The sequence below is a fragment of the Aurantimonas sp. A2-1-M11 genome (assembly GCF_036549475.1).
GTDB lineage: Bacteria > Pseudomonadota > Alphaproteobacteria > Rhizobiales > Rhizobiaceae > Aurantimonas.
Genome location: NZ_JAZHLI010000002.1, coordinates 147,890 through 161,041 on the forward strand (window position 1 = coordinate 147,890; position 13,152 = coordinate 161,041).

A 13,152-nucleotide genomic window follows, 5' to 3' on the forward strand; every position below is an offset into this window, starting at 1 on the left:
CGGCATTTTTTTGATCGAAAGCCCTGAAAACAGGGGGGTTGGCGTTGCAGAAAGCGGTGTCATCCGCGAAAGTCGCGGCCGTACTCACGGATCGCTAAGATGCGCGAATAAACAAGGAGGGTATCCATGAACAAGAACGAACTGGTCGCTGCCGTGTCCGAGAAGGCCGAATTGTCCAAGCAGGATGCGAGCTCCGCGGTCGATGCGGTGTTCGAGACGATCCAGGCGACCATGTCGAAGGGCGACGATATTCGCCTCGTCGGCTTCGGCACGTTCTCGGTGTCGCATCGTGCAGCCTCGAAGGGCCGCAATCCTTCGACGGGCGCCGAGGTCGACATTCCGGCTCGCAACGTGCCGAAGTTCGCTGCCGGCAAGGGCCTCAAGGACGCCGTCAACAACAAGTAGGCACGGCGACGACGAAGACGGTATCAGACACCGGTCGGGCGGAATGCTCGGTCGGTGTTTTGCGTTGTGGGGCCTGTGTCGCGGCTGGTCGTTCGCTACGCCCTGCGCATCCGACAGGACGCACGAGGGACACTCCAATTTCCTGAAACGCAGCGTGCCGTCCGAAATCGCAATCCGATGTCGGGCTGATGCGGGGAGTCTGAAAAAGCGCAGGGGAACGTGCGGCCGCTGTGTCGCGTCGCCGCTGCGGGCAGGGACTGCCGGCATATCGTGTCGCCCAAGCCGCTGTGGGCTGGGAAGCGCGCGGGGCAGGCGACCGGCCCGCCCCGCGGCAGCGACCTTGTCAGTCGGCGCTCAGGGTGCGGGCTTCGGGGCCCTTGTTGCCCTGCACGAAGCGGACGGTAACCTTCTGCCCGTCGGCCAGCGTGGTGAGGCCGGAGCGGTTGAGGGCCGTTGCATGGACGAAGACGTCCTTGCCGGCGCCGTCGTCGAGACCGATGAAGCCGAAGCCCTTCTCGGCATTGTACCATTTGACCGTGCCGGTGGCCTCTTCCTCCGGCCCGCCAGGCGCACCGCCGGGTGCACCGCCACGCTGGGGCGCGCGCGGCGCCCGTGCTGCCGGCGAGGGCGCGCCCGAGCCTGCTGCGACCGAGAGCACCTCGGTAACCTGCATGCCCTTCTGGCCCTGGTCGATCCGTACCGTGAGCTTGGTGCCTTCGGTGACAGCGTCGGCGCTGGCGCCAGCCGCTTCGAGCGCGCGCACATGGAGGAAGGCCTCCGTGCCGTCGACCGCCTTGACGAAACCGAAGCCCTTGGTGGCGTTGAACCACATCACTTCGGCGTCGGCGGGCATCGATCCACCGGACGCCGGCGAGCGCTGGAAATAGCTCGGCTCGGCTTCCCGATCCGGGGGAAAGGCGCCATCATCGTCGAATCCGCGGCGGCGCGTGTCGCGGTGGTCTCGGTATTTACCCATGGGTGGTCTCAGTCTGGACTGTTCGGATCGCGGAATATGTAAAGGAAACAACATTTCGTGCAAGCCATGCAGCACGCGTTTCCTGCCCCGCAGCCATGCGAAGTTTGTTTTCTTCAAAAGATCGAACGGCTGAAGCCCGATAAAGAGCGCTTGGAATTCTTCCGTCAGGCCCGTTCGGCGGCATCGGCAATGACGGCGAGGAACGTCTCGCCGTAGCGCTCCAGCTTGGCGAGGCCGACGCCGGGGACCGCATGGAGCGCGTCGCTGTCGCGCGGGCGCAGTTCGGCCATGGTACGCAGCGTGGCGTCGGAAAACACCATGTAGGGTGGGACCTGCTGCTCTCTGGCGAGGCGAAGCCGTTCCTGGCGAAGCGCCTCGAACAGGGTGGCCGCGGTCTCGTCCATCCCTTCGGTCGCATGGTCGCTGCGCCGGAACTGCGTGGCCTTGCGGACGCGGTCCTTGCGCAGGATCACCTTGCGCTCGCCGCGAAAGACCGCGCGCGCGTCCTCGCCCAGCTTCAGGGCGCCGAACGCGGCATGGTCGATGGTCAGGAGCCCCGATGCGGTCAGCTGGCGGGCGACGGACTGCCAGACCCGCTGCTCGGTCTCCTTGCCGGCGCCGAAGACCGGGATCGCGTCCTGGCCGGCGCGCACCACCTTGTCGGTGGCCTTGCCGGTGAGGACGTCGATCACATGGCCCGAGCCGAAGCGTTCGCCGGTGCGGTAGACGGCGGCGAGCAGCTTGACCGCGGCCTCGGTGCCGTCCCAGGTCTCGACCGGCGACAGGCAGGTGTCGCAATTGCCGCAGCGCCCCGCATGATGTTCGCCGAAATGGGCGAGGATGGCGGCGCGGCGGCAATCGGCGGTCTCGCAGATGGCAAGAAGCGCGTCGAGCTTGGCCCGCTCCACCCGCTTGATGGTCTCCTCGGAGCCCCCCTGGTCGATCATGCGCCGGCGCTGGACGACGTCCTGCATGCCATAGGCCATCCAGGCATCGCTCGGCTGGCTGTCGCGACCGGCGCGGCCGGTCTCCTGGTAGTAGGCCTCCACCGACGACGGCAGGTCGAGATGGGCGACGAAGCGCACGTCGGGCTTGTCGATCCCCATGCCGAAGGCGACCGTCGCGACGAGGCAGAGATTGTCCTCGTTCAGGAAGGCGGCCTGGTTAGCGGACCGGATGCTGTTGTCGAGGCCGGCATGATAGGGCAGGGCGCGGATGCCCTGGGTGTTCAGCCAGGCGGCGGTCTCATCGACCTTGCGACGCGACAGGCAATAGACGATGCCGCTGGCGCCCTTGTGCCGCTCCAGGAACGAGAGCAGCTGCTTCCTGGGGTTGTCGCGTTCGACGATGGCGTAGCGGATGTTCGGCCGGTCGAAGCTGGTCATGAAGACCGGCGCGTCGGTGAGGCGCAGGCGCTCGATGATGTCGGCGCGCGTCGTCGGATCCGCCGTCGCTGTCAGCGCGATCCGCGGCACGGCGGGGAAATCGTCGGCCAGCGCCTCCAGCGCCCGGTATTCGGGCCGGAAGTCATGGCCCCAGGCACTGACGCAATGGGCCTCGTCGATGGCGAAGAGCGCAATGCGCACCCGCGCCAGCATGCGGCGGAAGCCCTCGCTGACGATGCGTTCGGGCGTCACGTAGAGAAGGTCTAGACGACCCGCGAGAAGATCGGCGCGCACGGCGTCGCGCGCTTCGTCGCTCATCGCCGAATTCAGCGATGCCGCGTTGACGCCGGCCTGGCGCAGCCCCTCGACCTGATCGTGCATCAGCGCGATCAGCGGCGAGACCACGATGCCGACGCCAGGACGGCACAGGGCCGGGATCTGGTAGCAGACCGATTTGCCGGCGCCGGTCGGGAACAGGACAACCGCGTCGCCGCCCGAGACGATCTGGTCGACCACCGCCTCCTGCTGGCCGCGAAAGGCCGGATGCCCGAAAACCGAGCGCAGCATCTCGCGCGGATCGGCGCCACCGGCCGCGTTGCCTGCGGTCGTAGGGCCGTTCCTGTCGAACAGGGCATCGGTCGTGGCCGGCCCGTCGGACCGGCGTCCTGGTTGCTGCATCATCGTCTCCGGGAATCGCCGAGCAAGGGTCGGCCATTGCGCGGCGCAACGCAACTTGCAGCGCGAGCGACGATCGGGTGCGAACGGTCGCGTCGTGAGTTGGCTGGTCGGTTTGCTCGAGGCCGGGGCTGGTTCATGGGCGGGCGGAGCGCGGTTCGCCCGGAAAGCGGGCGCTGACAAAGCGCGAGCCGGCGAGGCCGAAGCGCCACGGCGTGTCGGCCCCGCGGGTGATGCCGATCCGCGGACCCACCGCGATTTCGACAGGCCCTTCTGCCGGCATCAGACGGAACGGCGGTGCGTCGAGGGGCCGCCCGTCATGAGCCCCGGTGATGCCGAGCGCCTGGGTCAGGCGACCCGGACCGGCGCAAAGCTTGTGCACATCGCCCAGCCCGCGTCGCGCCGCCATCAGGTCGAGGCCGATCGTCGGCTCGATCGCCCGGATCAGGACGGCGCTGGCATTGCCCGGTGCCTCGCAGACGACATTGAGGCACCAGTGGATGCCATAGGAGCGATAGACATAGGCGCGGCCGGGTTCGCCGAACATCGCCGCATTGCGCGCGGTCTGTCCGTTGAAGCTGTGGGAGGCCGGGTCCTGCTGGTCGTAGGCCTCGGTCTCGACGATCCTGCCACCGGCGGTGCCGTCGACGACGAGCGTCGCGCCGATCAGGTCGCGCGCCACGCAGACAACGTTGCGGTCGAAGAAGCCTGGCTGGATCATCGATAGTCCCGAATGGATGGCTGTCCGGCGGTCGCGCCGCGGTCCTTCGGGGACGCGTGGCTCGGCGTTTCGTTCCGCTTCGTTCTGTACGGTGGACGCTTCGCAGGACGGGGGGAGATCTTGGGCAAGCTATGGCCCAGCCGAGAGGCATGTCCGGAACGCGGGAAGGGCGGTGACGTTTGACGACGAATGCAACCGGGGAGGCATCCATGCCCGCACAGTCCAAGTCACAGCAGAAGGCTGCCGGCGCAGCCCTGTCGGCCAAGCGCGGCGACACCAAGGTGTCCGATCTCCAGGGCGCCTCGAAAAGCATGTACGAAACGATGAGCGAGAAACAGCTCGACGAGATGGCGTCCACCGAACGCAAGGGCAAGCCGGAGCATAAAACCGACTAGTGCTGCTCTTTCACGGATCGGCAGCCGGCAGCAACCGGTTGCCGCGCGGTGGCCTGTCGCCCGGAGCGGCGAGGGAGCGTGGCATCGCCGGCCTGCATTTATTACCCATGACCTCAATGGGATAGCCATTTGGCAACACGGCGGGGACCGACCCGTCGGCAACGCCTCCCGAAGGATGCGCAGCGACGCACATGTGCTAAGGCCGCCCGACGCCATGCGACGGAGCCGCTCCCAGGAATGCCGAAAAGTGCCCTCGACAAGGACCTGAAGAAGGTCGCTTCGCTGGAAACCGCCACCTATGGCTCGGCCCGTTCGGTGGCGGCCCCCGGCATGGCGGTGCTGTTCCTGCTTGGCGCCTCCGTGCTGGCCAGCCTCTTCGTCGCTGACGGCCCGCTCACCTATCTCGTCGTCATCGCCGCGATGATCGCAGGCTACATGGCGCTGAATGTCGGCGCCAACGACGTCGCCAACAATATGGGCCCGGCGGTAGGCTCGAAGGCACTGACCCTGGCCGGCGCGCTGGCGATCGCCGCGGTCTGCGAGGGCGCCGGCGCCATCATCGCCGGCGGCGACGTGGTCAGCACGATCTCGCGCGATCTCCTGCGCCCGCACGAGGCGATGGAGGCGGTCGACTACATCCTGGTGATGATGGCGGCGTTTCTCGCAGCCGGAATGTGGATCCATCTGGCGACCGTCTTCGGCGCGCCGATCTCCACCACCCACGCGATCGTCGGCGGCGTGGTGGGCTCCGGCGTCGCGGCGTCGGGCGCGGGGATCGTCGAATGGCCGATGCTCGGGGCGATCGTCGCCAGCTGGGTCGTCTCGCCGGCGCTGGGGGGTGGCATTGCCGCGCTGCTGCTGGCGGCCATCGAATTCGCCATCCTCAACCGCCACGACCGGCTCGATGCCGCCCGGCGCTGGGTGCCGGTGCTGGTGGCGCTGATGAGCGGCATCTTCGCCATGTATCTGATGACCAAGGGTCTGAAGCGGTTGTGGCAGCCGGACCTGTCCCATGTGCTCGCGGCCGGCCTCGGCTTCGCGCTGATCGGCTGGCTGGCCGCGCGGCCATGGATCCGGCGGCGCTCTGCCGGCATGGACGGCCGCGTGAAGACGATCAGCAGGCTCTTCGTGCCGCCGCTGATCTTCGCCACGGCGCTCCTCTCCTTTGCCCATGGCGCGAACGACGTGGCCAATGCGGTGGGCCCGCTGGCGGCCATCGTGGCGGCGGCGTCGTCCGGGTCGAGCGATGGCGGCGAGGTAGTCCTGCCGCTCTGGGTGCTGATGATCGGTGCGGTCGGGATCGCGGTCGGTCTGGCGCTGTTCGGCCCGCGGGTCATCCGGACCGTGGGCGAGAAGATCACCAAGATGAACGAGATCCGGGCCTATTGCGTCGCGCTCTCGGCGGCGATCACGGTCCTGCTGGCCTCTGGGCTCGGCCTGCCGGTCTCCTCCACCCACATCGCGGTCGGCGCGATCTTCGGGGTGGGGTTCCTGCGCGAGTTCCAGTCGAACAAGGGATTGACGAATCCCGGGGTCCAGCCGCAGACACTGTTCCTGAAGACGTCGCGGCTGAACGCCACGCCGGAGGAGGCGGTAGCCAACTTCCGCAAGCGCGAACGCCGCCGTCTCGTCCGGCGCCAGCACCTCTTCGGCATCGTTGCCGCATGGGTGGTGACGGTCCCTTTCGCCGCGGTGCTGTCGGCGGTGCTTTACCTGGCGATGGCCGCGATCATCGTCAGCTAGCGGCGAGTTGCCGGCTGAGCTTCTCGGTGAGGTCGGCGACCGGGCGCTCGGTCAGCAGGCGCCGCGTTTCCGCAAAGGTGGCCCAGTGCCGATAGCGCTGGCGCATCTCCTGCCATTGGTCATGCTGGCGCTCGACCCGCAGCGGATACAGCGTGACGTCAAGAACCTTGGTTCGGCGCAGCCCGCGCTTCAGCGTGCGATAGGTGCCGAGCGGCGTCGGGTCGACCTGGCCTTCGACGCCAGCTTCCTCAAGGGCTTCCTGCGCGGCGCTCTCCCATGGGGACAGGCCATCCATCAGCGAACCCTTGGGAAAGATCCAGCGGCCAGTCCGCCGGGAGGTGATCAGCAGGAAGACCGGCTGGTCGTCGATCACGGCATACGGAATCGCTCCGGTCTGGGTACCGGAGGGGTCACTGCCGCGCAGCAGCGACCGCTCGGCCAGTCGTTCGCGCAGCACTTCCATCATGGACCGGTTCCTCTGTCTTCTGCTCGGCGCTCAGGCCGCGCGACGCGCCCGATGCAGATCGTTCCGCACTATCAACGTCATTGAACTTGCCCGGGTCTGATGGCGGCAAGTTGCGTGTGAAACTTTCCGCAGGTGCAGGGCCGCGCTGGCAACAGGCCGGGCGAATCGATGCACGTTGCGCTACGATAAGCCTGTCGAATTACATATAGAACGCACGTGGTGCGCTTTCCAGTGACGATTGTGCGACAAGCCGGAAATTCACGTGCGCGGCCAAATATTTGGCGTCACGCAGATGTGAGGAGGACGGCGTGCCGAACGCCGTCTTCGCGCAGCCGGTGAGACACGCCGGTACGGCGGCGCACCGCGGGCGCGGTTTCATGCTTTGGCCATATTGGAATGCGTTACGAACTGGTAACGCGTGGTCAGCGGGGCGGATGCGGCGGCAGACGTCAGCTTCTGTTTACCATGCCGCGGTAGTTTCCGGCAGGGACGTGCATATCCACGAGGAGTTCCAATGACGATTTCCCACGACGCGCCCAAGGGCAAGCGGCTCAGCCGCCGCCGCTTCGTGCTTGGCACGGCGGCCGCCAGTGCCGCATTGCTGCCAGGCGCAGCCTTTGCGCAGAACGCCCTCGGCGAACTGCTGCAGGCCCCGACGCGCGGCAATTGGGACGACCAGTTCGACACCCGTGGCTCCAGCGTCCGCGAGGTCGCCTCGAACTCCCCGGTCCTGTCCGAAAACACCGTCTACTCGCTGCAGGAAGCGATCAACAACTACGTCGCCATCGTGCAGCGCGGTGGCTGGCCAATGGTGCCGCAGGGCGAGACGTTGAAGCTCGGCATGCAGTCGCAGGCGGTGCCCGTCCTGCGCCAGCGCCTGGCCATTGCCGGCGACATGGCCAGCAGCGCCGGCGCGTCCCCGGCTTTCGACACCTATGTCGACGCGGGCGTCAAGCGCTTCCAGGCCCGCCATGGGCTGCCGGCCGACGGCGTCGTGTCGGACCACACCTACAAGGCGATGAACGTCGCGGCGGACCTGCGTCTGGGCCAGTTGCAGACCAATCTGCAGCGCCTGAGCGAGAAACTCGGCACCGAGCTCGGCCAGCGCTTCGTGATGGTCAACATACCCGCTGCTTCCATCGAGGCCGCCGAGAACGGCCGCATCGTCCAGCGCCACACCGCGGTCGTCGGCAAGGTCGACCGGCAGACGCCGATCCTCGACTCGCGCATCACCAACCTTAACCTCAATCCATACTGGCATGCGCCGGCGTCGATCGTCCGCAAGGACATCATCCCGCTGATGCAGAAGGACCCGACCTATCTGGAGCGGAACGCCATCCGCATCTTCGATGGCAACGGCCAGGAAATCCCGCCGCAGACCATCGACTGGAACACGGAAGAGGCGGTGAAGTACCTGTTCCGCCAGGACCCGGGCAAGATCAATGCAATGGCATCGGTGAAGATCAACTTCCCGAACCCGCATGCGGTCTACATGCACGACACACCCCAGCAGAGCCTGTTCTCGGAGCTGATGCGCTTCGAATCGTCGGGCTGCGTGCGGGTTCAGAATGTGCGCGACCTGATCGTCTGGCTCGCCCGCGACGTGCCGGGCTGGGATCGTCAGCGCATCGAACAGGTCATCGCGGCCCGCGAGCGCCAGGACATCGACCTTTTGAACCCCGTGCCGGTGCATTTCATCTACATGACCGCCTGGGCGACGGATCCGACGGTCGTGCAGTTCCGCGACGACATCTATCACCGGGACGGCAGCGAGCAGCTCGCCATGAGCGAACTGACCGCGACCGCCTACGCGCCGGACCAGCAGAATCCATATGCCCGCGGTGACGACGGCTACTGAGGCCTCGCCGGCGTTGAACGACATTCAGGCCGGGTGCAGCGATGCATCCGGCTTTTTCATGCGCGGCCTTTCGCCGTTGGTGCTGGGCCAGCGCCTGTGGTATTTGGCGCAACTATCTCGTGGCAGGACCCCGCCGGGTCGCTGCGCCGCCCGAAGGAGACCATCATGAGCCAGGCCATTCGCAACGATGCCTCACGCGAGTTCAGCGACTTCTTCACCGCTGGGTTGGCTGACCGCGATCCCGAGATCTTCGGTGCCGTGGGCAGCGAACTGTCCCGCCAGCGCCACGAGATCGAGCTCATCGCCTCGGAAAACATCGTGTCGCGCGCGGTGCTCGAGGCCCAGGGTTCGGTGCTCACCAACAAATATGCCGAGGGCTATCCGGGCCGGCGCTATTACGGCGGCTGCGAGTTCGTCGATGTCGTCGAGACGCTGGCGATCGATCGGGTCAAGGAACTGTTCGGCTGCGAATACGCCAATGTGCAGCCCAATTCCGGCAGCCAGGCGAACCAGGCGGTGCTTCTGGCCCTGTCCAAGCCGGGCGACACGCTGCTTGGCATGAGCCTGGACGCCGGCGGTCACTTGACCCATGGCGCCAAGCCCAACCTGTCGGGCCGCTGGTTCAACGCCGTGCAGTACGGTCTCGATCTGGAGACCGGCCTGATCGACTACGACCAGGTCGAGGCGCTGGCCGTCGAGCACAAGCCGGCGGTCATCGTCGCCGGTGGCTCGGCCTATTCGCGGCAGATCGACTTCGCCCGCTTCCGGGCCATCGCCGACAAGGTCGGCGCCTATCTTTGGATCGACATGGCCCATTTCGCCGGCATCGTGGCGGCCGGTCACCATCCGAGCCCGTTCCCGCACGCCCATGTTGCCACCTCGACGACCCACAAGACCCTGCGCGGCCCGCGCGGCGGCATCGTCCTGACCAATGACGAGACCATCGCCAAGAAGATCAATTCGGCGGTCTTCCCGGGTCTGCAGGGCGGCCCGCTGATGCATGTGATCGCCGGCAAGGCCGTGGCCTTCGGCGAGGCGCTGACGCCGGGGTTCCGCTCCTATATCGGCGCGGTCTGCGAGAACGCCAAGGCGCTGGCGGAGACCCTGCGCGAAGGCGGCGTGGACATCGTGTCCGGCGGCACCGACACCCATCTGATGCTCGTCGACCTGCGGCCCAAGGGCCTGACCGGCAAGGCGTCGGAACTGGCGCTCGGCCGCGCCAACATCACCTGCAACAAGAACGGCGTTCCGAACGATCCGGAAAAGCCGATGGTCACGTCCGGCATCCGCCTCGGCACCCCCGCAGCCACCAGCCGCGGCTTCGGCGTGCCGGAGTTCCAGGCGGTCGGCCGCATGATCGTCGAGGTGCTGGACGGCCTGAAGTCGGCCAATTCCGACGAGGGCAATGCCGCCGTCGAGGCAGCGGTGAAGGAAAAGGTCATCGCGCTGACCGACCGTTTCCCGATCTACGACGGTCTTTGATCCCGACCTGAGGCCGCAAGGGCCCGGTCTTTCGCCGTGCGCGCTGGCAGAAGCCACGCGCGCGGCTCTGTTTCGATGATCGAAGAGGTGCCATGCGCTGCCCCTATTGCGGCTCGCAGGACAGCCAGGTGAAGGATTCACGCCCCGCCGAGGATGGCGGCGCGATCCGGCGCCGGCGGGTCTGCCCCGATTGCAACGGTCGCTTCACGACCTTCGAGCGGATCCAGTTGCGCGAACTCCAGGTNATGGCGGCGCGATCCGGCGCCGGCGGGTCTGCCCCGATTGCAACGGTCGCTTCACGACCTTCGAGCGGATCCAGTTGCGCGAACTCCAGGTGCTGAAGAAATCCGGCCGCAAGGTGCCGTTCGACCGTGACAAGCTGGCGCGCTCCGTCGAGGTGGCGCTGCGCAAGCGGTCGGTCGACCCCGATCGTGTGGAGCGGCTGATCTCGGGCATCGTGCGCCGCCTCGAACAGTCCGGCGAACAGGAAGTGCGTTCGGAGGCACTTGGCGAAATGGTCATGGAAGCGCTCAAGGGGCTCGACGACGTCGCCTATGTGCGCTTCGCCTCGGTCTACCGCGATTTCCGCGAGGCGCGTGATTTCGAGTCGCTGATCGGCGAACTGGGCCGCGGCGACGCGCCGGCTGCTGCCACGGACGAGGCCGCGCCGGACGAGACATCGTCGTGAGCGGCCTCGAGAGGCCGATCCCGGATGCACAGGCCACCACCGACGATCGGCGGTTCATGGCCGCCGCCATCCGCTATGCCCAGCGCCATGTCGGGCGGACGGCGACCAATCCCTCGGTCGCCACCCTGATCGTGCGCAACGATGGTGCAGGACCGCGCATCGTCGGCCGCGGCGTCACGGCGGTGGGCGGCCGGCCCCATGCCGAAACCGTGGCGCTGGCCGAGGCGGGGGAACTGGCCCGCGGCGCAACCGCCTACGTCACGCTCGAACCCTGCGCCCATCACGGCCGCACCCCACCCTGCGCCGAGGCGCTGGTGGTGGCCGGGATCGCCCGGGTCGTGTCGGCGGCGGGCGATCCCGACCCGCGCGTCGACGGCCGCGGCCACGCGATCCTGCGCGCCGGCGGATTGGCGGTGACGCCGCGCGTCATGGCGGCCGAGGCCGCCGCACCGATCTCGGGCTATCTCACAAGGCATCGCGACAACCGCCCGGAAATCCTGCTGAAAATGGCTGTTTCCACCGACGGAAAGATCGGTATCCGGGGTGGCGGCCAGGTCAAGATCACCGGGCAGGTGGCCGATGCGCAGACCCATCTGGAGCGTGCCCGCCACGACATGATTCTCGTCGGTGCCGGGACGGCGCAGGAGGACGATCCGCGGCTCGATTGCCGGCTGCCGGGAATGGCCGACCGCTCGCCCAACCGGATCGTGCTCGATCCGCGACTGCGCACGCGGCCGGAGCAGACCCTTGCTCGGACCGCGGCGGACACGCCGACGCTGATCGCCACGCTCTCCAGCGCCGATCCGGCGAGCCGGGCGGAACTGGCCCGTCAGGGTGTCCAGTTCATCGCCTGCGAGGCGGATCCGGCAACCGGCCGCATTGCGCTCCCCGAGCTCCTGGAAGACCTGGCCGCGACGGGCATTTCCAGCGTCCTGGTGGAGGGCGGCGCCGAGACCGGTGCCAGCTTCCTCGACGGCGACCTGGTCGACCGGCTGATCCTGGTGCAGGGGCCGGTCGAGATCGGCGAGACCGGCGTCAGCGCGCCGATCGACGTCGCGACCGCGCGCCAGCGCTTCCGGCTGGTGCGCGAATATCGCTTCGGCGAGGACCACTGGTTCGAATTCGAGAGAAGGACTGCCTGATGTTCACCGGGATCGTCACCGATGTCGGGCGGATCGTCCGCACGGACAAGCTCGATGCAGGCCGACGCTTTCGCATCGCCACGGCCTACGATCCGGCGGGCATCGATCTGGGCGCATCGATCGCCTGTTCCGGCGTCTGCCTGACGGTGACCGCGCTGTCGCAGCCGGGCGAACGAGAGCCTTGGTTCGAGGTGGAGGCCTGGGAGGAGGCGCTGCGCCTGACCACCGCCGGCACGTGGGAGGAGGGCACCGCCATCAATCTGGAGCGGTCCCTGAAGATCGGCGACGAGATCGGCGGACATCTCGTTTCCGGCCATGTGGACGGGCTGGCCGAGATCGTCTCTATGACGGACGAGGGAGAGGCGGTTCGCTTCACGCTGCGCGCGCCCAAAGACCTCAAGCGGTTCATCGCCCGCAAGGGCTCGGTCTGCCTCGACGGGACCTCGCTGACGGTCAACGGCGTCGACGACGATCGCTTCGATGTGCTGCTGATCCGCCATTCGCTGGCCGTCACGACCTGGGGCGAGCGGAAATCCGGTGACAGGGTGAATCTCGAGGTCGACCAGATCGCGCGCTACGCCGAACGCCTGTTCGGGGACCGGTCCGCGGCCGCCTGACATCTTGGTTGGTCCGCACTACTCGTGCTTTCACGCCGGTCGAAACGGTTTTCGCCGGGTGCCGACACGCTTTCGCCGCCTCGATCCTGTTGCGTGCGGCGCGCGCGAGGGGTAACCCACGCCATCGCTTCTCCGAAGGATACCGCAATGGCTGCCAGGCTGAATCTCCTCGTCGTCGAGGCCCGCTTCTATGACCCCATCGCAGACCTTCTGCTGGAGGGCGCGAAGGCGGCATTGACGCAAGCCGGCGCCGATTTCGACGTGGTCACCGTTCCCGGCGCACTCGAAGTGCCGGCCGCGATCGGCTTCGCGCTCGGTGCCGCGGATGAGGCCGGCACCGACTATGACGGCTTTGTCGCGCTGGGCTGCGTGATTCGCGGCGAGACCTATCATTTCGAGCTGGTGTCGAATGAATCGGCGCGCGCACTGACCGATCTGTCGGTCCAGGAGTCGATCGCGCTGGGCAACGGTATCCTGACCGTCGAGAACGAGGCACAGGCGCTGGAACGGGCCGACCCCAAGCGCAAGGACAAGGGCGGCGCGGCCGCGCGCACGGCGCTGGCGATGATCGCCCTGCGCGAGCGGATGGGAGCCTGATC

General features: G+C 67.3%; 12 protein-coding genes and 1 pseudogene. 9 read left to right on the forward strand and 4 right to left on the reverse strand.

The features are described 5' to 3' along the window. Positions 1 to 126 precede the first annotated feature (126 nt). Positions 127 to 405: a DNA-binding protein HupB gene (gene hupB, locus VQ042_RS01640; protein WP_331814748.1), complete on the forward strand. Its 279-nt coding sequence runs from the start codon at positions 127 to 129 to the stop codon at positions 403 to 405. Between the two features lie 343 nt (positions 406 to 748). On the opposite strand, the gene VQ042_RS01645 is transcribed toward hupB, so the two are convergent. From VQ042_RS01645 to VQ042_RS01655, 3 genes are all read right to left on the reverse strand, one after another. Next, positions 749 to 1,381: a cold-shock protein gene (locus VQ042_RS01645; protein WP_331814751.1), complete on the reverse strand. Its 633-nt coding sequence runs from the start codon at positions 1,379 to 1,381 to the stop codon at positions 749 to 751. Between the two features lie 164 nt (positions 1,382 to 1,545). Beyond that, the gene (gene recQ, locus VQ042_RS01650) at positions 1,546 to 3,444 is read right to left on the reverse strand and encodes a DNA helicase RecQ (protein ID WP_442880003.1); all 1,899 of its coding nucleotides are present in this window, start codon (positions 3,442 to 3,444) and stop codon (positions 1,546 to 1,548) included. A 133-nt stretch (positions 3,445 to 3,577) separates the two neighbouring features. After that, positions 3,578 to 4,162 carry a DNA-3-methyladenine glycosylase gene (locus VQ042_RS01655; protein ID WP_331814754.1) on the reverse strand — a complete coding sequence of 195 codons (585 nt, stop codon included), beginning with the start codon at positions 4,160 to 4,162 and terminating at the stop codon, positions 3,578 to 3,580. Positions 4,163 to 4,371: 209 nt separating this feature from the next. On the opposite strand from VQ042_RS01655, the gene VQ042_RS01660 reads away from it, so the two are divergent. Continuing rightward, positions 4,372 to 4,557 carry a DUF3008 family protein gene (locus VQ042_RS01660; RefSeq protein WP_331814756.1) on the forward strand — a complete coding sequence of 62 codons (186 nt, stop codon included), beginning with the start codon at positions 4,372 to 4,374 and terminating at the stop codon, positions 4,555 to 4,557. Between the two features lie 237 nt (positions 4,558 to 4,794). Then, on the forward strand, positions 4,795 to 6,300 hold the full coding sequence (locus tag VQ042_RS01665) for an inorganic phosphate transporter (protein WP_331814758.1): 1,506 nt from the start codon (positions 4,795 to 4,797) through the stop codon (positions 6,298 to 6,300). Here the strand turns inward: VQ042_RS01665 and VQ042_RS01670 are convergent. Beyond that, positions 6,293 to 6,763, reverse strand: coding sequence for an NUDIX hydrolase (locus VQ042_RS01670; protein ID WP_331814760.1), 471 nt, complete (start codon positions 6,761 to 6,763; stop codon positions 6,293 to 6,295). The genes VQ042_RS01665 and VQ042_RS01670 overlap by 8 nt on opposite strands. Positions 6,764 to 7,280: 517 nt before the next feature. Here VQ042_RS01670 and VQ042_RS01675 point away from each other — a divergent pair. From VQ042_RS01675 to VQ042_RS01705, 6 genes and pseudogenes are all read left to right on the forward strand, one after another. After that, positions 7,281 to 8,624 carry a L,D-transpeptidase family protein gene (locus VQ042_RS01675; protein WP_331814762.1) on the forward strand — a complete coding sequence of 448 codons (1,344 nt, stop codon included), beginning with the start codon at positions 7,281 to 7,283 and terminating at the stop codon, positions 8,622 to 8,624. A 165-nt stretch (positions 8,625 to 8,789) separates the two neighbouring features. Then, complete coding sequence (glyA, locus tag VQ042_RS01680; RefSeq protein ID WP_331814765.1) at positions 8,790 to 10,106, forward strand: serine hydroxymethyltransferase; 1,317 nt, start codon at positions 8,790 to 8,792, stop codon at positions 10,104 to 10,106. A gap of 92 nt (positions 10,107 to 10,198) precedes the next feature. Next, a pseudogene (gene nrdR / locus VQ042_RS01690) lies at positions 10,199 to 10,794 on the forward strand (transcriptional regulator NrdR). Then, on the forward strand, positions 10,791 to 11,936 hold the full coding sequence (gene ribD, locus VQ042_RS01695) for a bifunctional diaminohydroxyphosphoribosylaminopyrimidine deaminase/5-amino-6-(5-phosphoribosylamino)uracil reductase RibD (protein ID WP_442880004.1): 1,146 nt from the start codon (positions 10,791 to 10,793) through the stop codon (positions 11,934 to 11,936). The pseudogene nrdR and the gene ribD overlap by 4 nt, the downstream one beginning before the upstream one ends. After that, on the forward strand, positions 11,936 to 12,553 hold the full coding sequence (locus VQ042_RS01700; protein WP_331814768.1) for a riboflavin synthase: 618 nt from the start codon (positions 11,936 to 11,938) through the stop codon (positions 12,551 to 12,553). The genes ribD and VQ042_RS01700 overlap by 1 nt, the downstream gene beginning before the upstream one ends. Before the next feature lie 147 nt (positions 12,554 to 12,700). Then, positions 12,701 to 13,150 (forward strand): 6,7-dimethyl-8-ribityllumazine synthase, encoded by a 450-nt coding sequence (locus VQ042_RS01705; protein ID WP_331814771.1) that lies wholly within the window; start codon positions 12,701 to 12,703, stop codon positions 13,148 to 13,150. The last annotated feature ends 2 nt before the right edge of the window (positions 13,151 to 13,152 follow it).